Consider the following 25,167-nt stretch of genomic DNA (forward strand, 5'->3'; position numbering starts at 1 on the left):
ATCCATCATGGCAGCTGTCCGCCCTCCGGTGCCACGACCTGCCCGAATCCGCGCGTTCACCCGCGGAACGCGGACAGGAACAGGCCGGGCAGCCGTGCCGGATTGCGATCGGCGTAGAACTCGGTGAGCTTGCGGCCCGTCACGGCGGCGGTGTCGTTGCCGACGAACCACGGCGGCTTGGGGGAGAGGGCGAGCTCGCCGCCGAGCAGCGAACGCGGCGCGGGACGGAACGGCCCGCGCACCACCGTGCGCTCCACCTCGTCGAGCAGGAAGGCGTTGTGCACCACGCCGATTCCGCTCTGCACGTCGTCGAGGGTGTGGCCGGGGAACGCGCCCCATGTCGCGCGCGGCGACAGGAAGGCCAGGCCGGTCCACGTGTTCACGGCGACGGTGCCGTAGCGCAGGCGCTCCACCGCGCGTTCGAAGGAGATACCGAGCCTGCCGATGGTCGTGGGATCGGCGAGCACGTTCGCGCCGAGCGTTCCGGTCAGTTCGGCGTTGGCGAAATCCACCGCGCGCTGGAGGAATTCGCCGCCGCGCCCGGGCAGCTCGACCACGCCGAGCACCGGAGAGAAGTACTCGGTGCGCAACAGCGGCGTTTCGGCGGACGGCAGACCGTCGATCAGCACCCGGCCCTGGCCGAGCCGCTCCGCCTCCGGGTACGAGGCGAGCGCGTCGGCGACGCGGGCGTCGCTGCCCGGGTAGTAGGCCGCGCGCTGCGGCGCCAGCTCGAGCGCGGTGCGCAGCTCGTCGAGGAAGCGGTCCTTCTGCGGCCAGTCCGCGCCGAGCACCACGGCCTGCGCGGCCACGCAGTTGTAGCCGCCGTTGTGCAGCCGCTGGGTCGCGAGGTGCTCGGCCTGGAAGCTCAGGTCCGCGTCGGACCAGTTGCCGGGGACCACGATGGTGGGGGAGACGCCGCCGAGCTCGCTGGTGATCGGCTTGTCCAGCAGCGGCGTGCCCGCGCGCCGGTTCGCCGTGCCCTCGGCGCCCCGCCCCCAGACGATCGCGTCGTGGGTGTTGGCGCTGCCGGTCATGTGCACGTGCGCGACGTCGGGATGGCGTACCAGGTAGCCGCCCGCCTCCGCGCCGCCGAGCAGGATCCGCAGCACGCCGAGCTCGATGAACGGCGCGAAGACCATCTCGAACACCGTGAACAGCGGATCGGTGATCGGGTTGAGCTTGAGCGCGACGACGCGGTTGTGCGCGTACAGCTCGTAGAGCGCGTCCAGCGGCGGGATCGAGGTGATGTTGCCCGCGCCGAGCACCACGCCGATGCCGCCGGTCGCGGCGGGGTCCAGCTGGCCCAGTCCGGCGCGGCGGCGGGCGGTGTCGGCGTCGACTCCGGGCCGCAGCCAGACCTCGCCGCGGAAACCGCTCAGCAGCAGCCGGTCGTAGGCGTCCGAAGGCAGGATCGGCACAGTGACCCGGTCGCCGAGCGCGGTGCCCAGCCGGACGCCGTCCAGCGGGCTGCGCCCAGCCTCCAGCTTCGCCAGGGTGGCCGAGAGGGCGGCGGTGGCCTGCAGGAGCGCCATCGGGCCCGACATCCACTCCTCGCCGACCAGCGGGGAGTCCGCGTCGAGGTCCTTGACGGTGCGCGCGGCCCGCACCCAGTCACCGGCGAAGCGGCCGGTGCGTTTGTGGATCTCGTCGAGCAGTTCCCTGCGCTTGCGCAGCGGAGTCGCGGCCCAGGTCTTCTCGCCCGCGGACAGGTCGGCAAGGGCGTTGTCGATGGTCGTCTCGTCGAAAGTCGTGCCCACAAGCCAACTATGCGCGCACCATGCCCCGCGCGGCCAGGAACTGGACAGATCGGCGCAAACGGGTCAGCAGGGGCGGGCACGCGCGCCCGATCCGGCCGCCGGGACCGGCAGACCGATATCGGGGTGAAACGCCGACGGCCCGCCGACTAGGCTGATAGCCCATGATCGACCTCCGACTCCTGCGGGAAGACCCCGACGCGGTACGCGCCTCGCAGCGCGCCCGCGGCGAAGACCCCGCCCTCGTCGACGCCCTCTTGGAGGCGGACGCCGCGCGCCGCGCCGCGGTCGCCACCGCCGACAACCTGCGCGCCGAGCACAAGGCGATGGGCAAGCTGGTCGGCAAGGCGTCCAGGGAGGAGCGCCCGACGCTGCTCGCGCAGGCGCAGGAGATGTCGGTGAAGGTCAAGGAGGCCGAGGCGGCCCAGCACGCCGCCGACGCCGATCTGGACGCCGCGCACCGCGCGATCTCGAACGTCGTGCAGGACGGCGCGCCCGCGGGCGGCGAGGACGATTACGTCGTCCTCGAAACGGTCGGAACGCCACCCGAATTCGACTTCGAGCCGAAGGACCACCTGGAGCTCGGCGAGGCGCTCGGCGTGATCGACATGGAGCGCGGCGCCAAGGTGTCGGGCGCGCGGTTCTACTTCCTCACCGGCTACGGAGCGCTGTTGCAGCTCGGCCTGCTCCAGCTGGCCGCGCAGAAGGCCGTCGCCAACGGCTTCACCATGATGATTCCGCCGGTGCTGGTGCGCCCGGAGATCATGGCGGGCACCGGCTTCCTCGGCCAGCACTCGGCGGAGGTCTACCACCTGGCCGACGACGACCTGTACCTGGTCGGCACCTCGGAGGTGCCGCTGGCCGGCTACCACTCAGGGGAGATCCTCGATCTCGGTGACGGCGCCAAGCGGTATGTGGGCTGGTCGTCGTGCTTCCGTCGCGAGGCGGGCAGCTACGGCAAGGACACCCGCGGCATCATCCGGGTGCACCAGTTCGACAAGGTCGAGATGTTCGTCTACACCACGCCGCAGGAGGCCGACGCCGAGCACCGGCGCCTGCTCGCCTGGGAGCGGGAGATGCTCGCGGCCATCGAGGTGCCCTACCGCATCATCGATGTCGCGGCGGGTGATCTGGGCAGCTCGGCGGCGCGCAAGTTCGACTGCGAGGGCTGGGTGCCGAGCCAGCGGACCTACCGTGAACTCACCTCGACCTCCAACTGCACCACTTTCCAGGCCCGCCGTCTCGCCGTGCGCTACCGCGACGAGAACGGAAAACCGCAGATCGCAGCCACTCTGAACGGCACACTCGCGACCACCAGGTGGATCGTCGCGCTGCTGGAGAACCACCAGCAGGCCGACGGTTCGGTGCGGGTGCCCGAGGCGCTCGTCCCGTTCGTCGGTACCGAGGTACTGCGACCCGCGCGCTGACCAGGGCGATAGCCACTGGTTCGCCATGCCCGGATTCCGGGGATGTGGCAACCAGTGAGATGCGTTGTGTCTAGGCTGTTCCCCGTGCGAGGAATCGGGGCGCGCGGCGATACCCGAACCCGGGTGCGGGCGGCATCGGCGCTGGCGACGGCAATGGTCATGGCTCGGACCACCGGGGCGTTCTACGTCATGGGTGGTGTGCTTGGTCTGGTGATCACGGCCATCGCACCGGGTGACGAGGGTAATCGACCACTGGTCGGCACAGCGGCGGCGATCGCGCTGGCGCTGGGTCTGACGCTGCTCGCGTGGGGTCCGCGACTGCCGCATTCCATCCACCACGGCTACGTCGCGATCGCGACCGTGCTGGTGACGATCGCGGTGCACTCGTTCCCGAACACCGTCGGCGGCATCAGCCTGGCCTCGTTCTATGTCTTCATCGCCTGCGATGCGGCCCTGTTCTTCCGCTGGCCGCAAGCGATGGCACACATCGCCTTCGCCATGGCGCTGTGTCTGTGGGCGCTGCCCGCGCGCGACCTGCCCTGGTGGTCGGGTCTGATCCCGGCGGGCGTGACGTTCGGCGTCGGCGTCGTCGTCGGCATCCTGACCAGGATGGCCTCGGAAGCCGATATCGACGTGCTCACCGGCTTGTTGAACCGCCGCGGTTTCGACCGCGCGCTGAACACCGCGATCGAGCAGGCCACCCGCGCCGGGCAGGGTCTGTCGCTGGTGCTTGTCGATCTCGACCGCTTCCAGAAGATCAACGATCACCTCGGCCACCGTGCGGGCGACGCGGTCCTGCAGCGGGTGGCCGACACCTGGTCCAAGCTGCTCGCCCCCGAGCAGCGGCTGGCCCGCTACGGCGGCGACGCCTTCGCCCTGCTGCTGCCGAACACCACCGAACAGGCCGCGATCCTGCTCACCGAGCAGCTGCGGGCGGCCGTCACCACCGGTTGTTCGGCGGGCGTCACCTCATGGCAGCCGGGCGAGTCCGGTTCGCTGCTGGTGAGCCGCGCCGACGTCGGTCTGTACCGCGCGAAGCAGGCCGGTCGCAACCGGACGGTGCTCGAGTCCTCCCGGCAGCTGCCGCTGGCCGTCGAACTGCGCGAGGCCATCGATCGCGGCGCGCTGGACGTGCACTACCAGCCGATCGTCAGCCTGAGCGAGGGCGGCGGCAAGGCGGTCGGCGTAGAAGCGCTGCTGCGCTGGTCGTCGAGCGCGCAGCCGGACGTCACCACCGAGGGGCTCATCCGGGTCGCGGAGGAATACGACCTCATCTCCGATCTGGACGAACTGGTGCTGCGCCGCGCCTGCGCCGACGCGGCCCGGTTGCAGGAGACCTTCGCGCAGCTGGACCTGACGCTCAACGTCAATGTCAGCGGGCTGGAACTGGCCGAGTCCGGTTACGCCGATCGGGTGTCCGACATTCTGGCGAGCACCGGGTGGCCCGCCGACCAGCTGGTCCTCGAGGTCACCGAGAGCGAGCTGGCCGCCGAATCGCAGACCGCGATCGCGAATCTGCACACGCTGCGCGACCGGGGCGTGCGCATCGCCATCGACGACTTCGGCACCGGCTACTCCTCACTCAGCCGCTTGGCCACCCTGCCGAGCGACATCCTGAAGGTCGACCAGTCCTTCGTGGCCGCCATCCGCTCGGATTCGCCCGCGCCGCCGCTACTCGGCGTGATCGCCGCCCTCAGCAGCGCGCTCGACCTGCAGGTCATCGCCGAGGGCGTGGAGACCGAGTACCAGGCGGCGGTGCTGACCGAACTCGGTTTCGCGCTCGCCCAGGGCTACCACTACAGCGATTCGCATCCGGTATCGGATCTGATCAACGACCTGAACGACGGGCAGGGCCGTATCGGAGCCGGGCTGTCCGACCGGGAGATCGGCGACGACTCCATGCCCGCGGCCAACGGTTGGCTGCCGCTCGGCTGACTCGCCCGCGGGCGCGGAAAATCGCTTGACGAGGCCGCGCCCGTGCGTCGAAGCTGAAGGGCATGCGCTTGATCATCAATGGCTATTGAGCTTCCCGCGCACCCTCCACGCGACGGGGTCGTGATCACGGCGTCCGTGGTCTCACCGTACGTGCGGTGCTGTTCAGGGGCTCGCGCGATCTCATCCCGCTCTACGCGCTGTACGCGCTGCTGTTCGCCGAACACGGCCTGAACACCGCGCAGATCTCCTCGCTGCTCGCCCTGTGGTCGGTGACCGCGTTCGTGCTCGAGGTGCCGTCGGGCGCCTGGGCCGACACGGTGTCCCGGCGCAACCTGCTCATCGTCAGCGGTGCGCTGGTGCTCGCGGCCTTCACGTGGTGGACCGTCGCGCCGTCCTATCTCGGATTCGCGATCGGCTTCGTGCTGTGGGGCGTGTCGAGCGCCCTGGAGTCGGGCACCTTCGAGGCGCTGATCTATGACGACTTGGTCGCCAAGGGTGAACCCGTCGCCTATCCGCGCATCATGGGCTACGCCCGCGCGGCCGCGGAGGGCGCCGTTGTCGTGGCGATCCTCGCCGCGACGCCGCTGTACGCCTGGGGTGGGTATGCCCTGGTCGGCTGGTCGAGCGTGGCGATCGCGGCGTTGCACGTGCTCGTCGCGGTGTCGCTGCCGAGCGCGCCGAAGGCGGCATCGGTCGACGACCTGACCGACGACGCGCCCGCCGCCGTCGCGGCGGTACCGGGTCACCCCGTCGTGCCCGGCGACGCACGGGCTCGGGCCGCGGCCGCCGATCGGTCCGGCGTGCTCACCCGATACGTGACGATGCTGCGCACCGGCGTCGGCGAGGCGATCCGGGTGCGCCGGGTGCGTAACGGTGTGCTGCTCGGCGCACTGCTGTTCGGTATCACGGCCTACGACGAGTACTTCGCGCTGCTCGCGCAATCGGCGGGCGCGCCGACCGTGGTGGTGCCGCTGCTCGTCGGTCTCACCGTCGTCGGCTCGCTCACCGGTTCGCTGCTCGCGGGCCGCACGGCGCGGTTGTCCGCACGCGTCATCGCGGCGGCCGTCGCCGTGGGCGGTGTGCTGTTCATCGGCGGCGCGTTGATCGCGGGTCTGGCCACCGATCGTCCGGACGCGGTGTATCTGCTGACCGGCGTCGGTTTCACGGCGATCGGCCTCGGCTACGGTGTCGTGCTCAATGCCGAGGTGGTCGCCGAATCCCGGTTGCAGGACGCCATCGAGGGCCCGGCCCGCGCGACGGTCACCTCGGTGTCCGGCCTGCTCTCGGAGGTGGTGTCGCTGGTGATCTTCGGATTCGTCGCGCTGGCGACGCTCTGGCTCTCGATGGCCGCGACCTTGGCGCTGCTCGGCCTGGTCATGCTCGCCATCGCCGCCCTGACCCCGGCCTGGTTGCCGCGGCACGTGGTGCGAGCCGAGGTCGCCGGACAGGCGTGAGCGGCGGCGCTGATCGCCCCGCGGGTACGGTGCGGAAATGACCGGGCGGGCGAGGGTGGGGTTGTTGTGCGGGTTCTGCATCGGCGCGGGTGTGGCGGTGCAGGCCCGGATCAACGGTGCGCTCGGTGTCCGGTTGCAGGATGGCATCGCCGCCGCCACCGTGAGTTTCGGGACCGGGCTGCTCCTGCTCGCGATCGCCTTTGCGCTCAGCGGGCGGCTGCGCGATGGACTCGGCGCGGTGCGCAGGGCGCTCGGTGAGCGGACGCTGCACCGGTGGCAGATGCTGGGCGGGTTGTTCGGCGCGTTCTTCGTCGCCTGCCAGGGTCTGACCGTCGCGGCGATCGGCGTCACCGCGTTCACCGTCGCCGTCGTCGCGGGGCAGCTGTCCAGCAGCCTGGTCGTCGACCGGCTCGGTCTGGCACCGAGCGGCTCGACCCCGATCACCGCGTTGCGGATGGGCGGCGCGGCGCTCGCCGTCGGCGCGGTCTTCCTCGCCGTCGCCGACCGCTCCGGCGCCGCACCGGGCGCGCTCGCGCTCCCCGAATCGCTGCGCTCGGTCCCGTCCGCGCTGCTCATCGCGCTGCCCGCGCTGGCGGGCATCGGCCTGGCCTGGCAGCAGGCCGTGAACGGACGTGTCGGTGCGGTCGGCGGATCGTTCTCGGCCGCCCTGGTGAACTTCGCCGTCGGGCTCGTCGCTTTGCTGCTGATCGAAGCCGCCCTGCTGACCGGCACGGGCGGACTCGGCGAATTCCCCGCCGAACCCTGGCTCTACCTGGGCGGCGCGATCGGCGTCGCGTTCATCGCCCTCGCCGCGCTCACCGTCCGCTGGATCGGAGTCCTGCTGCTCGGCCTCACCTCCGTCGCGGGCCAGCTCGCCACCGCCATCGCCCTCGACCTGCTCATCCCGACCGGCCCCGCCCTGTCACCGTGGTCCGTGCTGGGCTGCCTGCTGACCTTCGTCGCGGTCGGGCTGGCCGCCAAGCAGCGTCCCGGCATCGCATCCACGTCGGCCGATTCCCGGATTGGGGACCAATGACCCTCGGCTTCCCGCCGACGGTGCGCACGCCCACAGATCCGCCCGTTCGGGTAATGACCTCGTCGGGCTGCGCAGCCGCCGCGCAACGGGCTGTTCGTGCCCGGGCGTGAGCGTCGTCGTTCGCCCCGAACCGAACAGTTCTTCGCAACACCTCGAATACTCTTCCGGCGATTCCGATTTCGAATAACCGCAGATGTGGGAGGGTGCGGCCCATGCTGATCGAATACGGGGTGTGGGTGACGCGGCTGGCGCTCGCCGTGGTGTTCGGATTGTCGGCCTGGGGAAAGCTGGCCGATCGTGCGGGGACGCGGCAGGCGGTGGGGGATTTCGAGGTGCCGGTGCGGTGGGTGCCTGCCGTGGCGTGGGGGCTTCCGGTCGTCGAGGCGGTGCTCGCGGTGGGTGTGGTCCTGCCGTGGACGGTGGCGGCCGCGGCGATCGGCGTGCTGCTCCTGCTGACGGTCTTCACGGCGGTGATGGTCCGGTTGATGCGGCGCGGAAAGCATCCGGCGTGCTCGTGCTTCGGTGCGGCGAGCGCGACGCCGATCGGTGCGCGCAGCATCGCGCGCAACGGTGTGCTGATGCTGCTCGCGGCCCTGGTCCTGTGGGGCGCGTTCGCCCGTCCTTCGGTTCCCGCCGGATTGCCCGCCGACACCGCCACCGGACTCGCGCTCGTCGCGGTGCTGTGCGGGGTGCTGGCGTGGCTGATCGGCCAGGTCGGCGCGCTGCGTCGCAGGCTCGACGAGCAGGCGCTCTCGACGCTGGGCGCCGAGGGCTTGCCGGTGGGTTCGGTCGCGCCGGAGTTCGATCTGCTCGACGTCGCGAACACGCGCACCAGCCTGGCCGACCTGCTCGCGGCGGGCCGAGCCGTGCTGCTGGTGTTTGTGCATCCGGGTTGCGAGCTGTGTGCCGCGCTGGCGCGGGAGTTGCCGCGATGGCGGTCGCGCGTCGATCTGACCATGGTGGCCGTCGGGAACGGGGACGCCGCGGAGCAGGCCGCCTGGGGCGTCGAACAGGAGCTCGGCGACATCCCTTCGCTGGTTCAGCAGGGCAACGAGGCAGCGCTGCGCTACCGCGTCCGCGGTACACCGTCGGCCGTGCTGATCGACGCCGACGGACGGGTCGCCGCGCCCGTCGCGCGGGGCGCTATCGCGATCCGCGAGCTGATTCTCGCCAGAAAATCCGTCCGAACTCAGCTTTCCTCTCGAAGCAACGGTCATCAGGCTGCCATGCGCGGCCCGCGCTGACCGGTCGGCCTGGTTTCCTCGGGGAAAAACCAACCTGTGGTTCAAATCGATTGGCGCGCAGAGCATTTCGTGACATAGTTGCCTATTGGTAGCTAGGATCGTGAAGCATCGATGTAGCAACCGCGCGCGACCCATCCACTACTTTCAGCAGGGGAGATGTCATGGCGGACTTTGCATTCACCGATTACTCCGGCAAGGAATTCATCATCCGGCTGACCAACGAGCAGCGCATCGAAGAGGCGCGCCGGATCCTGTCCGGCGAGGAAAAGATGTCGGTCCACGTCATGGGCCGAATCAGGAAGCAGCCAGTCGACTACAACCCGGGCTGGAGCTTCCACCTCGATCCCGACACGATCACCTTCTTCACCATGGCGATCGAGGTCTGTGACTCGGCCATCTACTACGTCGAGGATCACCTCGACGAGGCGTGCGGCGCCTTCCTGCCCGGTTGTTTCTGGTGCCCGTGGTCGTCCAGGCTCACCAGGGAAATCCGCTGATCGACGGCACCACCGCGGCAGACCCCGGCCGTGCGCGCCGGCCGGGGTTCGTCGAACTCAGAGCTTGCGCGAGCGCAGCTCGTGCCCCTTCGAGGTCTTGCACCGGCCCGACTCCAGATCCCACTGCCAGCCGTGCAGGTTGCAGGTGAGGTTGTTGCCCTCCACCACGCCGAACTTGGACAGATCGGCCTTCAGGTGCGGGCACCTGCGCTGCACCTCCCAGCCCGCGATCTCGGTCGAGGCCGAATCGTCGTGCGCCTCGGAGAACCAGCCGTCGGCGTAGGCGATGCGCTCGTCGGTGAGGCACTTGAAGAACGTGTAGAGAAACTCGTTGTAGCCGCCGATCCGCCACGCCTGGAATCGGGTGGACAGGAAGATGGTGTTCACCCAGTCCGGCTCGTTGTCGCGCAGCACCGTCTGCACCAGCTCCGGCGCGACGCGGAACCCGTAGCGGTACTTGCCCTCGCCCTCGATGGGCGCGCGCACCGTCCGCTTCGGGAAGTCGAGCACCACGGTCTCCTCGCCGAGCACCAGGCCGACGGGGTAGCCGATGCCGTCGCAGATCAGATCGCTCTGCGCCATGATCGGCTCGAACAGCTTCCGCAGCGGCTCGAGCAGCGGGCCGTCGCCCTTCGCCCACGAGGCTTTCTCGGCCTCCAGCGCCGGGGCGAACCGCTCGGCCATCCGCTCGATGTACCCCGCCTTGTCGGCGTAGATCTCGGCCGGATCGAACGGGTGCGTCAGCGACAGTTCCTTGCCGCGCACGTCGGCGACCGAGCCGGGGATCATCAGGATCCCGCCCTCGTTGCCGTGGATCTCCATCTGCTCCAGGAACACCATCTGGTCCGGGAAGATGTTGCCCTCGTCGCCGCGGTCGTCGTTGAGGTAACGCAGCTCCGAGTCGAGGAACACCGGCGGACCCGCCGAGGGCACCACCCAGGTCGCGCCGACCTGCTCGATGTAGCTGCGCGCCCGGTCCATGCCGCGCTGACGCTTCTGCTTGCCGAAGTTGGACTTGGTGCGCGCCGGGATGTCGTAGACCATCGGGTACCAGATGGCGCCCGAGTACTGGAGCAGATGGATGTCGACGTGGCCGAACGCGTCGTGCAGCACGTCCATGTCCACCGGGCGGGCGTCGTTCATGTTGAAACAGACGGTCTCACCGTCGGAGACCACCAGACCCGAGTCGCCGATCGGCCCGTCGGCGGGCGCGCGCAGGGCGATGATCATGACGTCCAGCTCGCCGCCGGGACCGGTCACGGTGTGCTTGACCGAGTCCTCGGTCTCGACGAACTTGTGGAAGCCGAGCTTCTCCAGCTCGCGGCGCAGATCCGGCACCGGGTAGTCCGGCAGCAGCACGGTCGCGTCCTTGCTGACGTGCTTCGCCAGGTGCTCCGCGTCGAAGTGGTCGCGATGCAGGTGCGAGACGTAGAGGAAATCGCAGTTGCCCAGCTCGTCCCAGTCCAGCTGGGTGTTGTCGGGGAACGGGACCCACGAGGCGAAGTACGCGGGGTTGACCCAGGGATCGCAAAGGATCGTTCCGGCTGCGGTTCGAATGTGGAATCCGGCGTGTCCGACGCTGGTGATCTGCACGAGCTGTTCCTCCTACGCGTACCTCCGCCTGCGCTCCGGCGGTGCGCTGAGCGATGGACGGACTTCGTCCGGCGGCACCATCGGGCGTACCTCCGGCTGCGCTCCGACCGTGCGCCGCGCCAGATGGGCGTTATCAGGCAACCAGGTTAGTAGCTGCGTTCACATGACGATGCTCACGGTGCCCGCTACGGCGAGACATCGCCGATGCAGTACCCCTCGTCGCTCTCGGTCAGCGTGAACGTGCGAACCTGCGTGACGCCGGAGGAGTTGGTGACCGGCACCTCCACGGTGAGGTAGCCGTCGCCGATGCGGTCGGAGCTGATCTGCTGACCTGCGAAGTCGGTCGCGCCGGTCAGCTTGCCGGGGTTGTTCGCCAGCGGCGGCGGGGTCGGGCTTCCGGTGCCCTTCGGGTCCCACTCGGCCGGGCTGGCCTTGCAGATCAGTGGGTAGTCGCCTTCCTTGTCGGCCGGGTCGAGCGGTTCGCCGACGAAGCGGGCGAGGTAGCGGCGCACGGTGTGGCGGGCGTCGGCGTCGTTGTAGCCGATCTCCGTGCCCGCCGGGAAGACCCGCGGACAGGTGTAACCGGTCGCGATCGCGTCGCGCTCCACGGTGACGGTCGCGCTGCGGCTCTTCCAGGTGACGGTGCTCGCGGTCGCCGTGCCGGGCTGGGCGATGGTGGCGAGGATGGTCTGCTTGTCCTCGTACATCTCGGCGACGTTGCCGGGAGCCATGGCCCAGCACTTGTCCTGTAGTTCCGCGATGGTGTCCGACTTCAGGTCGGCGGCCCAGTGCCGCAGCGCTACCGCGGCCTCCGGCACGCCGGGCACCGCGCCGACCTCGGGCGCGTCGGCGGGCGGCGCCGCGAGCGTGCTGGTGGCCGCGGTAGCGGGCGGCGCCGAGGGAATCGCAGCGGGCGGCGTCGTCGCTGCCTTGGCGGGCGCGGGGTCGTCGCCCGGGATGCCCGAGACCGAGTCGCAACCGGTCAGCAGGAGTGCGCCGCCGAGCGCCATGCCGATCAGTGCCCCGCGATACCCGCGCCGGAGAGCCGGGCCAGGCGGCGCCGCGGAACTCTTGCTCGATGCGGTGGGGTCGCCTGCGTTCCTGATAGTCCGGTCGCTATACGCCAGCAGTCGGGCGCGTTCCACTTCGACGATCCTCTTTCTGAGCCGATCGGGGCGGATCCCGGATCCGGTGGGCGTTTCGCCACTGCCGGATGGGAAAGTCTGCGACTACGCTAGCGGAATTGTGGAACCCGTCTACCGGACGATCATCGGGCTGGCCCGAACCGTCTTCTTCGTGCAAGGTCTGAAGTTCACCGTCAAGGGCGATGAACACATCCCCGCGACCGGTGGCGCCGTCGTCGCGGTCAATCACACCGGCTACATGGACTTCACCTACGCCGGTCTGCCGGTGCGCACGCCCAAGCGCTACGTGCGGTTCATGGCGAAGAAGGAAGTCTTCGACAACAACATCTCCGGCCCGATCATGCGGTCGCTCAAGCACATTCCGGTGGACCGTGGGGCGGGCGCCGACTCCTACAAGGCCGCGGTGGACTACCTGCGGCGCGGCGAACTGGTCGGCGTGTACCCGGAGGCCACCATCAGCCGCAGCTTCGAGATCAAGGACTTCAAGTCCGGTGCCGCGCGGATGGCCATCGAGGCAGACGTGCCGATCATCCCGATCGTCATCTGGGGCGCGCAGCGAGTGTGGACCAAGGGCTTCCCGAAGCGGTTGGGTCGCACCAACACTCCGATCTCGATTCTGGTCGGCAAGCCCATCCAGCCGTACGAGCCCGCCGCCGACCTGACCGCCGAGCTACGCGCCACCATGCAGCGGATGCTGCTCGAGGTGCAGGACGGATACACGCACGAGCCAGGCGCCTACTGGGTGCCCGCCCGCCTCGGCGGCGGCGCCCCGACGCTCGAACAGGCCGACGCCATGGACGCCGCCGAAGCGGCCGAGAAGGCGGCCCGCCGGGCCAGTCGCGCCGACTGATCCTCAACAGGTCATTGGGGTCGCTGTGCCCGATGGCTTTTGCGTGCGGTCGTCAGGCCGTCACCTGGCACGGTGTGGCGGCCGGCAGGTGGCCGCGGAAGAACTTGCCCGGCGACACGCCCATCAGGGTGCGGAAATCGGCGGTCAGGTGGGACTGGTCGTAGTAACCGTTGTCGGCCGCGATCCGCGACCACGGGCTGATTCCCGCGTGGGCGAGGACCTGACGGACCCGGTCTATGCGGGCGAAATGCTTGGGCGACAACCCGATCCCGCTGCTGAACAGGTTGCGCAACTGGCGCTCGCTGACCGCGAGGTCGGCGGCCAGCGCCGGGATCGGTCGTCCGGCCGGTTCGGCGAGGGCGACGGCGGCCTTGGCCAGCAGGTCGCGGTGTGCGCGTTGCGTGGCGTCTTCGGAAAGGCGCTGCGGTAGTTCGTCTTCCAGGAAGGCGAGGATGTCGTCGTGGGGTAGGTCGGCGAGCGCGTCCGCGAGTTCGGCCGCGGGGCCAGGCAGGTCGGCGAGCCGCACGGCCCGGTCGGTGAGTTCGCTCGCGGCGACGCCGAGCATCGGGTGGGCCGCGCCGGGAGCCAGGCGCAGCCGGACACAGCTCGCGGGCGCTTTCGCGGCCGAATACGTTGCCCTGGTGCGCGGGCCGAGTACCAGCGCCTCGCGTCGTCCGGCTTGCTCGGTGCGCAGCACGATGGTGGTCGCGGTGTGCGGGATGTGTGCGAACGGTTCGGACAGGTCCCGCACCAAGGGAATCCGGCCCAGCTCGGTGAGCCACGGGCGCAGCGATTCCGGTGCGCGCTCGGTGGACTCGAGGCGCTCGGCGGTTCGGACGGGCGTGGTCTGCACCGCATCGACTCTAGGCACTTTCGCGCCCGGCGGTTGTGCCGAAACTTCCTATAAGCGACGGCCTGAGCACGGCACCGTCGTAGCCATGATTCTGATCACCGGTGCCACGGGCACCGTCGGCAGTGAGATCGTCCGACAACTGGCCGCGCGCGAGATACCGGTTCGCGCGGTGACGCGTGACCCGGCACGGGCGCAGGCGCCCGAGGGCGTCGAGGTGGTGCGCGGCGACTACGGCGACGCCGCGTCGATGGCGGCGGCGATGACGGGCGCCGAAGCGGTGTTCCTGGTCGGCGTACTCGGACCCGATGACGTCGAGACCGACCGCGCCCTCATCGCCACGGCCCGCGCGGCGGGCGTGCGGCGCATCGTGAAGCTCTCCGCCATCGGCACCGGGGAACCGGACCTCGGCCGCGTCGGCACCTGGCATCTGCCCGGCGAGCAGGCCGCCAGGGCGAGCGGACTCGAGTGGACCGTCCTGCGCCCAAGCAGCTTCGCCTCCAACACCCTCAGCTGGGCCGACCCCATCCGCGCCGGTCAGCCCGTGCCCAACCTCACCGGGGATGGCGCACAGGGCGTCATCGACCCGCGCGATGTCGCCGCCGTCGCGGTCGAAGCCCTGCTCTCCGCTGCCCACGCGGGCCGCACTTACACCCTCACAGGGTCCGAACTGCTCACCGCCGCCGACCAGGCAGGCGCACTCGCCGCGGTGCTCGGCCACCCGATCGAGGTCGCCGACATCCCCGAGGAACTGGCACGGCAGCACATGCTGGCGGCGGGTATGTCGGCCGAGTACATCGACGGCGCGCTCGCCAGTCAGGCTTACGTGCGCGCAGGCGGCAACGCCGTGCGTACCGATGACGTGCAAGGGGTCCTCGGCCGCACGCCCCGTACTTACGCGGACTGGGCCGCGACCAATGCGGATGCGTTCCGCGTGGTGCCGGAACCAGTGGCCCCCGGCCTCGCCCGCGTCGAAAAGCAGGCCTGATCAGTCGAACGTTCGCCGATAACTGACCGACTCGCGGACCTCGAACCCAGCGCGCCGGTACAGCCGGTTGGCCGCCGCACGCTCGGGCCGGGAGGTCAGGTCCACGGTGCGGGCGCCGGCTCGGCGGGCCAGCTCCACGGCGGCCTCGGTCAGCTCGAACGCCACGCCGCGACCCCGGGCCGCCTCGTCGACCACCACGTCCTCGATCCTGGCGCGTACCCCGGTCGGAATGGCATAGGTCACCAGCGTGAGCATGCCGACCGGTGCGCCGTCCAGGTAGGCGACCAACAATCGGGTGGCCTCCGACTCGACCAGCTCGGTCAGCTCGTCGACGCTCAGCACCCTCGGCCTGCTGGAGAGCTGCCGATTCAAGGCCGAAACCGCTTCCGCCAATTGCTCCGTCGCCTTCTCGGCGACCTCGATCACCACCTCACCCATGCCGCTCAACCTATGTGAGCAGCGGCCGATTTTGAATCACCCGCACCGGCCGACTAAAGTTGCCCATCGCACGGCAACGCGCCCCCGGGACGCCACGCGGTGCATGCGGATGTAGCGCAGCTGGTAGCGCATCACCTTGCCAAGGTGAGGGTCGCGGGTTCGAATCCCGTCATCCGCTCTTCGATTCCCTTCATGTCGCTCGTGCGCGACACCTTTCACCAATCCCTCACGCGACTCGTCGATCGGCCATGATCCGTGCCCCCGATCGGAAACGCCCACTGCCGCTCTCGGCCCAGCAAACGCCGCGCCAGGCACTACGCGAAGCCGCGGGCCTGGTGCAGGGTGAGCGGCGGGAGGTAGTCGTCGACGAGTTCGCGGCGCCAGCAGGTGCGGTCGCGGCGGAGTTCGTGCGGGGAGGTGTAGTGGTACTCGTAGAGGCGGGCGCGGATGTAGCGGGGCGGGGCGTCGGGGAACGGGCAGTGGCGCAGCAGGCGCAGGGTGGCGGGGTCGTTCTGGAGCAGCCGGACGACGAAGGGGAGCAGCCAGGACGCCGCGTAGCGGGGTGAGATGGCGGCGAACCACATCAACCAGTCCAGTCGCAGGTGGTAGGGCGCGAACTGGCGCGGCCAGCGGTGCGGGTCACCCGGTTTGCCCTTGAATTCGTATTCCCGCCACACGGTTTCGTCGGAGATCCGGGCGTCGGCGGTGCCTTCGATGACCACCTCGTTGCGCACCCGGTCGATGCTTCCGAAGGCGCCGTAGGTGTTGACGAGGTGGTACGGGTTGAACGAGGTGTTCATTCGCTGGTTTCTGGAGCACATGTTGCGCACCGGCCAATAACTGAGGCCGACGGTGGCCACGGTCAGGATGAGCACCGCGCCGGCGAACCACAGGGGCGGCTCGGGCAGCGTCCCCGCCTCGGGGATGGGCAGCGGGCCGAAGACCCAAGCCTCCAGCGCGGTGAACGCGAGCAGGATCGTCAGCCAGTTCAGCCAGGCGAAGTTGCCGGAGAGCACCAGCCACAGCTGGGTGACGATGATCAGAATCGCGGCGATGCTCGCCACCGGTTGCGGCGCGAACAACCCGAACGGCACCACGAGCTGGGCGACATGATTGGCCGCAACCTCCATCCGGTGCAGCGGCCGAGGCAGATGGTGGAAGAACCAGCTGAGCGGGCCCGGCATCGGCTGGGTCTCGTGGTGGTAGTACAGGCAGGTCAGATCGCGCCAGCACGGGTCGCCGCGCATCTTGATCAGCCCGGCGCCGAACTCCACCCGGAACACCAGCCACCGGGCGAGCAGCAGCACGAGCAGCGGCGGCGCCACGGTGTCGTTGCCGAGGAAGATCGCGAGAAAACCGGTCTCCAGCAGCAGCGATTCCCAGCCGAACGAGTACCACACCTGGCCGATGTTGACGATCGAGAGGTACAGCCCCCACAGCACCGCCCACAGCGCCATGGCCGCCCACAGCGGCACCAGATCCCCGATTCCCGCGACCAGCGCCGCCGCCAGCGCCACCCCCGCCCACGCGACGCCCGCGAAGAACCGGTCCGAATAGTGCAGGTGGAACAAGCTAGGTGACCGCCGCGGCGAAACCCGCCGCAGGAACCGCGGCGCGGGCAGCATGCCGTGCTCACCGATCAGCGCGCGGAATTGCAGCGCCGCCCCGAGAAAGGCGAGCAGGTACACAACGGCCAGGCCACGCTGGAACACCAGCCTGGCCTGCCAGTATTCGGGCGCCGTGAACCACTCCATGCCCGCAGCTCCTCGGACCGTGGAAGCCCATGGTGCTTGCTGGTTACCCGACCGACCAGTGCGAAAACGCCCCGCAGCCCGCCGCCACTCCCTCCCGACCTCTACACCCTCCGCGACGCGTCACAAGGCAATGCGAACCCCGCCCCGATCTCACAGCCCGCGTGCACGCCTCACATGGGCACCGCCTGTGTGAGGCGACCACTTGCTGTGTGGCACCGGTCGGTCAGCCGGGTGCTCGCCGCTCGAGCACGCCCGCCGCACAGAGCGTGTATACGCCTCACACAACCGCCGACTGTGTGAGGCGTGCACGCGGTATGTGGGACCGTCCCGCCGAGGCGCGCGGTTGGGTCCCGTCTCGGTCGGGGGTGGGCGATCGAGACGGGACCGGTTTCAGGCGACGGTGAGGACCGTGCCCGCGCCTACCGTCCGCCCGCCTTCGCGGATGGCGAAGCCGAGGTTCGGCTCCAGCGGGACCGGGCGGCCCAGGTCGACGGTCAGCTCGACCGTCTCGCCGGGGAGGGCGAGCGCCGTGCCCGCGGGCAGGGTGACGTCGCCGACCACGTCGCCGGTGCGCACGTAGAACTGCGGCCGGTAGCCGCTGGTGATCGGGGTGCGCCTGCCGCCCTCGGCGGCCCCCAGCAGGTACACGCGGGCGGTGAAGCGGGTGCGCACCGCGATGCTGCCCGGCGCGGCGACCACTTGGCCGCGGCGAACCTGACCGCGCTGCACGCCGCGCAGCAGCAGCGCGACATTGTCGCCCGCCTCGGCGAATTCCATGGTCTTGCCGAAGGTTTCGACGCCGGTGACCACGGTCGTGAGTTCGTCCGCGCCGAGACCGAGCAACTCGACCCGGTCGCCGAGCCGGACCCGGCCGCGTTCGATCGCCCCGGTGACGACCGTTCCGCGCCCGGTGATGGTGAGGACGTTCTCCACCGGAAGCAGGAACGGCGCATCGGTGTAGCGCACCGGTATCGGCACGTGCACGTCCACCGCGTCGAGCAGTTCGAGCAGCGCCGCCGTCCAGCGCTCGTCGCCCGCCAGCGCGCGCAGCCCGGAGACCCGCACGATCGGCGTGGTGTCGCCCGAATAGCCCTGGGCGGTGAGCAGTTCGCGGATCTCCAGTTCGATCAGTTCGAGCAGCTCCGGGTCGCCCGCGTCGGCCTTGTTGAGCGCCACCACGATGTGCTCGACGCCGACCTGCCTGGCGAGCAGCACGTGCTCGGCCGTCTGCGGCATCACGCCGTCCTGCGCGGAGACCACCAGGATCGCGCCGTCCAGCTGGGACGCGCCGGTGATCATGTTCTTCACGAAGTCGGCGTGGCCCGGCATGTCGACGTGCGCGTAATGCCGTGTGGCCGTCTCGTATTCGACGTGCGCGATGTTGATCGTGATGCCGCGCATGGCCTCTTCGGGAGCGCGGTCGATCCGGTCGAACGGCACGAACGCGCCGCCGCCCCGCTCGGCGAGCACCTTGGTGATCGCGGCGGTCAGCGTGGTCTTGCCGTGGTCGACGTGCCCCATCGTGCCGATGTTCAGGTGCGGCTTGGTGCGGGCGTAGGTGTGCTTCGACATGTGTGTTCCTCGGTTACCGGGCGAGCGCCCGAATGTCATGGGGGACCTCTCCGACGGGGGCACCTTCCCCGTCGGAGGTCCCGGGACATCCCGGGGAAGGTCAGCGTCGGGCGCCGTCGAGCAGCGCGGCCACTGCCGCCGCTGCCAGGGCAGCCGCCATCGCGCCCGCGACAGCGGACTCCAGGGCGATGGCGAGCCGGAACATGAGAAGCACGGTACGGCCGCGACGGGTGATACCGCGAGCGATTTTCGCGGCGATGAGTTTCCCGAGCCTGTCCCGTCTGCATGTGTGAGATGCTCCGGAAGCTCCGGGCACACCCACACAAGCGAGGTCACAATGGGCAAGGTCGTCGTCTCCGAATTCGTTTCCGCCGACGGGATCATCGAGAATCCCTCCTGGACGTTCCCGTTCTGGAACGACAGCATCGCGAACTTCAAGAGCCGCGAGGTGTTCGACGCCGACGCGCTGCTGCTCGGCCGCACGACCTACGAGGGCTTCGCCGCGTCCTGGCCCGAGCACCCGGAGGAGGGCGACTACAAGGTCCGGATGAACAGCATGCCCAAGCACGTCGCCACCACCTCGCTCACCGAGCTGGAATGGAATGCCGACCGCATCGAGGGCGATGTCGCCGAGGGCGTGGCCAAGCTGCGCGCCGAGCAGAATCTGCTGGTCTTCGGCAGCGGCAGCCTGATCAACACGCTGCGTGCCAACCAGCTCGTCGACGAATACCGGCTGGTGATCTACCCGGTGCTGCTCGGCAAGGGCCAGCGGCTGTTCGACGCCGTCGACGCCGAGGACACCATGGAGCTGGCCGCCTCGGAAGTCCTGGACAACGGCGTGATCCTGGCGACCTACAAGGTCACCGCCCACAGCGTGGTTCGCCCTTCCTTCGACTGATCCGGCACACACGAAATGGGCGGGACGGCCGTGTGGGGTGCCGTCCCGCCCGATCGATTTCGCCTGGCTGCCGTTCGGGTTTCGCGCAACCGCCGATCGAGTTTTCGCGCTACCGTGCGGTGGAGCGGAAGCCGCGCAGTCGCAGGCTGTTGCTGACGACGAACACCGAGGAGAACGCCATCGCCGCACCGGCGAGCATCGGGTTCAGCAGGCCCGCCATGGCCAGCGGGATCGCGGCCACGTTGTAGGCGAAGGCCCAGAACAGATTGCCCTTGATGGTGCCGAGTGTCTTGCGGGACAACCGGATCGCGTCCGCGGCGGCGCGCAGGTCGCCGCGCACCAGGGTCAGATCGCTGGCCTCGATGGCGACGTCGGTGCCGGTGCCCATGGCCAGACCGAGATCGGCCTTGGCCAGCGCCGCGGCGTCGTTGACGCCGTCGCCGACCATCGCGACCACCTTGCCCTCGGCCTGCAACCGCTCGACGGTCGCGACCTTGTCCTGCGGCAGCACCTCGGCGATCACCTCGTCGATGCCGACCTGATCGGCGATGGCCCTGGCCGCCGCCTTGTTGTCGCCGGTCAGCATGATCGGGGTCATGCCGAGCGCCTTCAGCTGCGAGATCGCCTCGGCCGAGGTCGATTTCACCGCGTCGGCCACCACCAGCACGCCGCGCGCCTTGCCGTCCCAGCCGACCGCGACCGCGGTCTTGCCCTCGGACTCGGCCGCGTGCATGGCCCGCTCCAGCTCGGCGTCCAGGCGCTGCGACCAGTCGGCCAGCAGCCGGGCCCGGCCGACGATCACCGCGTGCCCGTCGACCACACCCTGCACACCGAGGCCCTCGATATTGGCGAACTCCTCGACCGGCGCGAGCTCGCCGACCTTCTCGCGGGCGCCCTTGGCGATCGCCTGCGCGATCGGGTGCTCCGACGAATCCTCCAGCGCCCCGGCCAGAGCCAGGACCTCGCCCACGTCCTCGCCGTCGGCGGCGATCACGTCGAGCAGGGTCATCTTGCCGGTGGTGACGGTGCCGGTCTTGTCCAGCACCACGGTGTCCACCCGGCGGGTCGACTCCAGCACTTCGGGGCCCTTGATCAGGATGCCGAGCTGCGCGCCGCGTCCGGTGCCGACCATCAGCGCGGTCGGGGTGGCCAGGCCGAGGGCGCACGGGCAGGCGATGATCAGCACCGCGACCGCCGCGGTGAACGCCGCCGCCACGGAACCGCCGGTACCGAGCCAGAATCCGAGCGTCGCGACCGCGAGCGCGATCACCACCGGCACGAAGATCCCGGAGATCTTGTCGGCCAGCCGCTGCGCCTGCGCCTTGCCGGTCTGCGCGTCCTCGACGAGAGCGGCCATCTGCGCGAGCTGCGTATCGGCCCCGATCCTGGTGGCGCGCACCACGAGCCGGCCGCCGACGTTGACCGTCGCGCCGACCACGGCGTCGTCCTTGCCCACCTCGACCGGCACCGATTCGCCGGTCAGCATCGAGGCGTCGACCGCGGAGGAACCTTCCGCGATCACGCCGTCGGTAGCGATCTTCTCGCCGGGACGGACCACGAATTCGTCTCCGACACCGAGCTGTTCGATCGGAATCCGCTGCTCGACACCGTCACGAAGTACCGATACTTCCTTCGCGCCGAGCTCCAGTAGGGCGCGCAGCGCCGCACCCGCCCGCCGCTTGGACCTGGCCTCGAAGAAGCGCCCGGCCAGGATGAACGTGGTGACGCCCGCCGCGGCCTCCAGGTAGATGTTGCCGGTGCCGTCCATTCGGGAAATCGTGAACTCGAACGGGTGGGTCATGCCCGGCGTGCCCGCGGTGCCCCAGAACAGCGCGTACAGCGACCAGCCGAGCGCGGCGAGGGTGCCCATCGACACCAGGGTGTCCATGGTGGCGGTGCCGTGCCGCAGGTTGGTCCACGCCGCGCGGTGGAACGGCAGCGCGCCCCAGACCACGACCGGGGCGGCCAGCGTCAGCGAGAGCCACTGCCAGTTGGTGAACTGCAAGGCGGGGATCATCGCCATGGCGATCACCGGAACGGTCAGCACCAGCGAGACGAGCAGCCGGGTCCGCAGGGCCGCGGTCGGATCCGCCTCGGCGGCAGCGTCTTCGGTGGTGTCCGCGGCCGGAGTCTGCGGCGCGGGCAGCGCGGCGGTGTAGCCGGCCTGCTCGACGGTGGCGATCAGATCCTCCGGGGAGACGTCACCGGTGAAGTCCACTCGCGCCTTTTCGGTCGCGTAGTTGACGGTGGCGATGACGCCGTCCAGCTTGTTGAGCTTCTTCTCGATGCGGTTGGCGCACGACGCGCAGGTCATGCCGCCGATCACCAATTCGACCTGGCCGGTGGCCGGTGATTGTGTCGCGGTCGTCATCGGAATTCCTTTCTCTGCGGCACGGGGGTGATCAGTGGCCGTGGCCCGGCTCGGTGTTTCCGCCGTGCCCGGTCGGCTCGGCGGGCCGCGCGTTGCCCGACGGTACCGAGACCGTGAACTCGGCGGTGCGCACCACCCCTTCGTGCTGGAAATCGAGGAACAGGCGGTAGTCGCCCGCGCTCGGAGCAGTCACGGAGAAGGTGATGCCGGGACCCGCGGGCGTGATGCCGTCACCGGGGTGGCCCTCCGGGTGAACGTGCAGGTAGGCGAGGTCGGCGGCGCGCAGCGCGACCAGGTGGCCGTAGGCGCCGAGGTAGGGCTGGAGATTTGTGACGGGCTTGCCGTCTTTGCTCACCGACAGCGTCACCTGCGAGGACCGGCCCTGCGTGATCGCGCCGTCCAGGGTGACGGTGTAGCCGTTCACCGCGGCGGTGCTCGCGGCGACCGGCAGCGGCCGCGGGTCGTAGGCGCCCGCGACGCGCAGGTCGGCGCCGAGCGTCAGGTTCTCGCCGCCGTCGGGGGTGAAGTCGGCGAACACGCGGTAGTCGCCCGCGCGGGTGAGGTCGAGCGGGACGCTCCAGGTTCCGTTGCCGTCCAGCACCGGGTGTACGTGCTGGAAGGCGGTCATGTCACGGCGCACCACGATCAGATGCAGGTCCTTGTCGTGGCTGCGGACGTAGCGGGTGACCGGTGCGCCTTGCCGATCCAGGATGCGGAACCGCAGCGGTGTGTTGGGGGCCGCGGTGGTCTGCGGGGTGTCCAGGCTCAGGGTGTAGCCGCCGGAGGTGACCAGCAGTCCGCCGGGCAGTTCCGCCGCGCCGGACCCGCCGTCGGTGGCGGGCCCGGTCGCGTGGGTGTCGTGCGCGGGGGTGTCGGTGGGCTCCGGGCCGAGTGCCGCTCCGGTCGCGAGCGCGATCCCGAAGACCGCCGCGAGTCCGAGGGCGAAGCCGGCGAACTTGGTTGTCGCGTTCATCGTGGCTCCGTTTCCGGGTTGTCGTTGTGCTCGGGCTTTACCATACCCCCCTAGGGTATTTTGTCAAACCCGTTCCGGTACGGATTCCGTCGCCTGCGCCCGCATGGTCACCGCGGCGATGCCCGCTCCGGCGAGCGCGATCACCGCCGCGCCCAGGAAGGCCGCCGAGAAACCACTGGTCAGCTCAGGGATATCGGTGACCTGGTCGGCGCCGAACGCCGCGGCGACGGCCGTCATCGCGGCCAGGCCGACGGCCGAGCCGACCTGGTAGCTGACGTTGACGATGCCCGAGGCGAGGCCGCCCTCCTCCGGGCGAGCCGCCGCGATGGCAGTACCCAACGAGGGTATGAAGGCCAGCGACATGCCGCCCGCGGCCACCAGCGAGGCGGGCAGCACGTCGACCCAGAAATTCCCGGTGGGCCGCACCAGCGACATGATGGCCAAGCCGAGCGCGAGCACGAGCAGGCCGGTGACGATCATCGGCTTGGCGCCGAAGCGCTGCATGGCGCGCGGAGCGAGCGCGATCATGCCGAGCATGATCAGCGTGGTCATCGGGAGCAGCGCCGCGCCGGACGGGAACGCGCTGTAGCCGAGCACCTGCTGTAGGTACAGGTTCAAGAAGAACCACATAGGCACCCACGCCGCGCCGAGCAGCAGCTGAGCGATATTGGCGGCGGCCAGATTCGGCGCGCGGAAGATGGCGAGACGCATCAGCGGCTCGCGGCGACGGGACTGGATGACGACGAAACCGGCGAGGAGTACGGCCGCGATCGCGAGCACGCCCCAGGTCTCGCCGGACGCCCATCCCGCGTCGGGCGCCCGGACGATGCCGTAGACGGCGGCGGCGAGACCGGCGGTCACCGTGGCGGCGCCGAGCAGATCGACCGAACCCGACCGGGCTGGGGCGCTCGGCATCAGCGCGGGCACGGCGACGAGCGCGAGCAGCGCGATCGGGATGTTGATGTAGAAAACCCAAGGCCAGCTGACATATTCGGTGATGACGCCGCCGAGGAAGACGCCCGCCGTGCCGCCCGCGGGCGCCGCGGCGCCGTAGACGGCCAGCGCCTTGGTCAGCTCCTGCGGCGAGGAACCGAAGAGCATCATCAGCAGCGTCAGCGCCGAGGGGGCGATGAGGGCTGCGCCGCCGCCCTGGATGGCCCGCCCGATCAGCTCGGTGGCGGCATTGCCCGCCGCGCCGGCGATCACCGAGCCGACGAGCAGCGTCAGCCAGCCCGCCGCGAACACCCGGCGCGCGCCGAGCAGATCCGACAGCCGCCCGCCGAGCAGCAGCAGGCCGCCGAACGCGACCACGTACGCGTTGAACACCCAGGTCAGATTCTCTTGGGAGAAACCGAGTTCGGCCTGCATCTTCGGCAGCGCGATGCCGATGATAGAGGTGTCCATGATGACCATGAATTGCGCGGCGGCGATCACCGCCAGCGCCCACCACCTGCGGGTGGTGGGCGCGGTCTGGGTAGTCATGGCATTTCCATCCTTTCCGGAGCGAGACTGTCGCTGCGGCGGTACCATACCCCCCTAAGGTATGAAGTGTCGAGACGGAAGTGTCGCGAAATCCCGGATGGCGGAGGAGGTCCAGCGGCGGGATCGGTTCAGGATTCGAGGCGGTAGGCGACCCGGGCCACGGCCGGGGCGGACACCACCTGGATCTCGGCGTCGGGTGACGTGCGAATGTGCAGGAAGCCGCCCTCGATGCGGATCTGCACGTCCTCGATCTGCCGCACCGGTTGGCCGGTTCGGTCCAGAAGTGCGTAGCCCTCGACGAGTTCGACGCTGGTCGCGGTGCGCCAAGTGGTGGTCATGGTGGTTCCTTCCGGTGCGGTGGGGGTGGCGGCGGGGAAGTCCAGCTCCGGCTTCGCCACGTGGTTGAAGTAGTTGGACAGCACATTCAGCGCGATGTGGCCGACGGCCTCGGCCAGCTCGGCGTCGGTCACGCCGTGCGTGCGGACCTCGGCGAGCAGTGCGTCGTCGACACGTCCGCGCGAACGCAGCACGGCGCGCGCGAAACGCAGCACCGCGTCGGCGTGCGGGTCGGTCGCCGTTGCCGCGCGGGTTGCCTCGATCTCGTTCTCGCTGAAGCCCATTCGCCCGGCCCGCATGGTGTGCGCGGCGACGCAGTAGTCGCAGCCGTTCTCGGCCGCGATCAGCAGCGCCAGCTGTTCGCGGGTGCGGGCGTCCAGCTTGCCGCCGGTCAGCGCGTCGCGCAGGGACAGGTAGCCGCGCAGCGTAGCGGGGCTGTTTGCCAGGGCGGCATAGAGATTCGGCACCCGGCCGAGCTGGCGTCGCACCTCGCCGAGCAGTTCGGCCTGCTCGGCATCCGCGCTGTCGGGGGTGAGGGTCGGGAGTCGGGACATCGGATCTCCAGTGCTC

20 protein-coding genes and 1 tRNA gene are annotated in these 25,167 nt (G+C 69.8%); 10 read left to right on the forward strand and 11 right to left on the reverse strand.

The genetic code is table 11. From position 1 onward, the window contains the following. Nucleotides 1–56: 56 nt before the first annotated feature. Nucleotides 57–1,757: an aldehyde dehydrogenase family protein gene (locus AC3ERS_RS11200; RefSeq protein ID WP_431966306.1), complete on the reverse strand. Its 1,701-nt coding sequence runs from the start codon at nucleotides 1,755–1,757 to the stop codon at nucleotides 57–59. A 161-nt stretch (nucleotides 1,758–1,918) separates the two neighbouring features. On the opposite strand from AC3ERS_RS11200, the gene serS reads away from it, so the two are divergent. The 6 genes from serS to AC3ERS_RS11230 all read left to right on the forward strand — a co-directional run bounded on the left by serS (nucleotide 1,919) and on the right by AC3ERS_RS11230 (nucleotide 9,347). Then, complete coding sequence (serS, locus tag AC3ERS_RS11205) at nucleotides 1,919–3,181, forward strand: serine--tRNA ligase (RefSeq protein WP_431966308.1); 1,263 nt, start codon at nucleotides 1,919–1,921, stop codon at nucleotides 3,179–3,181. A gap of 84 nt (nucleotides 3,182–3,265) precedes the next feature. Further along, complete coding sequence (locus tag AC3ERS_RS11210) at nucleotides 3,266–5,116, forward strand: putative bifunctional diguanylate cyclase/phosphodiesterase (RefSeq protein WP_431966310.1); 1,851 nt, start codon at nucleotides 3,266–3,268, stop codon at nucleotides 5,114–5,116. Nucleotides 5,117–5,271: 155 nt separating this feature from the next. After that, nucleotides 5,272–6,570, forward strand: a complete 1,299-nt coding sequence (locus AC3ERS_RS11215; protein WP_431966312.1) for an MFS transporter — start codon at nucleotides 5,272–5,274, stop codon at nucleotides 6,568–6,570. Nucleotides 6,571–6,607: 37 nt separating this feature from the next. After that, on the forward strand, nucleotides 6,608–7,606 hold the full coding sequence (locus tag AC3ERS_RS11220; protein ID WP_431966317.1) for a DMT family transporter: 999 nt from the start codon (nucleotides 6,608–6,610) through the stop codon (nucleotides 7,604–7,606). A gap of 212 nt (nucleotides 7,607–7,818) precedes the next feature. Continuing rightward, nucleotides 7,819–8,850 carry a MauE/DoxX family redox-associated membrane protein gene (locus AC3ERS_RS11225; RefSeq protein ID WP_431966319.1) on the forward strand — a complete coding sequence of 344 codons (1,032 nt, stop codon included), beginning with the start codon at nucleotides 7,819–7,821 and terminating at the stop codon, nucleotides 8,848–8,850. 161 nt (nucleotides 8,851–9,011) lie between these two features. After that, on the forward strand, nucleotides 9,012–9,347 hold the full coding sequence (locus AC3ERS_RS11230; protein ID WP_431966321.1) for a BP74-related protein: 336 nt from the start codon (nucleotides 9,012–9,014) through the stop codon (nucleotides 9,345–9,347). A gap of 57 nt (nucleotides 9,348–9,404) precedes the next feature. Here AC3ERS_RS11230 and AC3ERS_RS11235 read toward each other — a convergent pair whose 3' ends face one another. Both AC3ERS_RS11235 and AC3ERS_RS11240 read right to left on the reverse strand, forming a co-directional pair. Continuing rightward, nucleotides 9,405–10,940, reverse strand: a complete 1,536-nt coding sequence (locus AC3ERS_RS11235) for a Rieske 2Fe-2S domain-containing protein (protein WP_431966323.1) — start codon at nucleotides 10,938–10,940, stop codon at nucleotides 9,405–9,407. A 185-nt stretch (nucleotides 10,941–11,125) separates the two neighbouring features. Beyond that, the gene (locus tag AC3ERS_RS11240) at nucleotides 11,126–12,085 is read right to left on the reverse strand and encodes a hypothetical protein (protein ID WP_431966325.1); all 960 of its coding nucleotides are present in this window, start codon (nucleotides 12,083–12,085) and stop codon (nucleotides 11,126–11,128) included. Nucleotides 12,086–12,185: 100 nt separating this feature from the next. On the opposite strand from AC3ERS_RS11240, the gene AC3ERS_RS11245 reads away from it, so the two are divergent. Further along, on the forward strand, nucleotides 12,186–12,935 hold the full coding sequence (locus AC3ERS_RS11245; RefSeq protein ID WP_431966327.1) for a lysophospholipid acyltransferase family protein: 750 nt from the start codon (nucleotides 12,186–12,188) through the stop codon (nucleotides 12,933–12,935). Nucleotides 12,936–12,987: 52 nt separating this feature from the next. Here the strand turns inward: AC3ERS_RS11245 and AC3ERS_RS11250 are convergent, their stop codons facing one another. Continuing rightward, a complete protein-coding gene (locus AC3ERS_RS11250) occupies nucleotides 12,988–13,788 on the reverse strand; it encodes an AraC family transcriptional regulator (protein ID WP_431966329.1) in 801 nt (266 codons plus the stop codon). Between the two features lie 85 nt (nucleotides 13,789–13,873). Between AC3ERS_RS11250 and AC3ERS_RS11255 the strand changes: the two genes are divergently transcribed. Next, nucleotides 13,874–14,773: an NAD(P)H-binding protein gene (locus AC3ERS_RS11255; protein WP_431966331.1), complete on the forward strand. Its 900-nt coding sequence runs from the start codon at nucleotides 13,874–13,876 to the stop codon at nucleotides 14,771–14,773. On the opposite strand, the gene AC3ERS_RS11260 is transcribed toward AC3ERS_RS11255, so the two are convergent. Then, nucleotides 14,774–15,241 carry a GNAT family N-acetyltransferase gene (locus tag AC3ERS_RS11260; RefSeq protein WP_431966775.1) on the reverse strand — a complete coding sequence of 156 codons (468 nt, stop codon included), beginning with the start codon at nucleotides 15,239–15,241 and terminating at the stop codon, nucleotides 14,774–14,776. It lies immediately after the preceding gene. A gap of 75 nt (nucleotides 15,242–15,316) precedes the next feature. Here AC3ERS_RS11260 and AC3ERS_RS11265 point away from each other — a divergent pair. Then, nucleotides 15,317–15,389 (forward strand) — tRNA-Gly (locus tag AC3ERS_RS11265). A 136-nt stretch (nucleotides 15,390–15,525) separates the two neighbouring features. On the opposite strand, the gene AC3ERS_RS11270 is transcribed toward AC3ERS_RS11265, so the two are convergent. Then, a complete protein-coding gene (locus tag AC3ERS_RS11270) occupies nucleotides 15,526–16,965 on the reverse strand; it encodes a lipase maturation factor family protein (RefSeq protein ID WP_431966333.1) in 1,440 nt (479 codons plus the stop codon). Between the two features lie 390 nt (nucleotides 16,966–17,355). Beyond that, nucleotides 17,356–18,537: an elongation factor Tu gene (gene tuf / locus AC3ERS_RS11275; protein WP_431966335.1), complete on the reverse strand. Its 1,182-nt coding sequence runs from the start codon at nucleotides 18,535–18,537 to the stop codon at nucleotides 17,356–17,358. A 337-nt stretch (nucleotides 18,538–18,874) separates the two neighbouring features. Between tuf and AC3ERS_RS11280 the strand changes: the two genes are divergently transcribed. Next, nucleotides 18,875–19,435 carry a dihydrofolate reductase family protein gene (locus AC3ERS_RS11280; protein WP_431966337.1) on the forward strand — a complete coding sequence of 187 codons (561 nt, stop codon included), beginning with the start codon at nucleotides 18,875–18,877 and terminating at the stop codon, nucleotides 19,433–19,435. Between the two features lie 109 nt (nucleotides 19,436–19,544). On the opposite strand, the gene AC3ERS_RS11285 is transcribed toward AC3ERS_RS11280, so the two are convergent. From AC3ERS_RS11285 to AC3ERS_RS11300, 4 genes are all read right to left on the reverse strand, one after another. Continuing rightward, nucleotides 19,545–21,806 (reverse strand): heavy metal translocating P-type ATPase, encoded by a 2,262-nt coding sequence (locus tag AC3ERS_RS11285; RefSeq protein ID WP_431966339.1) that lies wholly within the window; start codon nucleotides 21,804–21,806, stop codon nucleotides 19,545–19,547. Between the two features lie 31 nt (nucleotides 21,807–21,837). Continuing rightward, nucleotides 21,838–22,779 carry a hypothetical protein gene (locus AC3ERS_RS11290; protein ID WP_431966341.1) on the reverse strand — a complete coding sequence of 314 codons (942 nt, stop codon included), beginning with the start codon at nucleotides 22,777–22,779 and terminating at the stop codon, nucleotides 21,838–21,840. Between the two features lie 63 nt (nucleotides 22,780–22,842). Next, on the reverse strand, nucleotides 22,843–24,261 hold the full coding sequence (locus tag AC3ERS_RS11295; protein WP_431966343.1) for an MFS transporter: 1,419 nt from the start codon (nucleotides 24,259–24,261) through the stop codon (nucleotides 22,843–22,845). A 128-nt stretch (nucleotides 24,262–24,389) separates the two neighbouring features. Next, entirely contained in the window at nucleotides 24,390–25,151 is a 762-nt protein-coding gene (locus tag AC3ERS_RS11300; RefSeq protein ID WP_431966345.1) for a carboxymuconolactone decarboxylase family protein, read from the reverse strand. Between the last annotated feature and the right edge of the window lie 16 nt (nucleotides 25,152–25,167).

The sequence above is a fragment of the Nocardia sp. bgisy134 genome, from assembly GCF_057708325.1.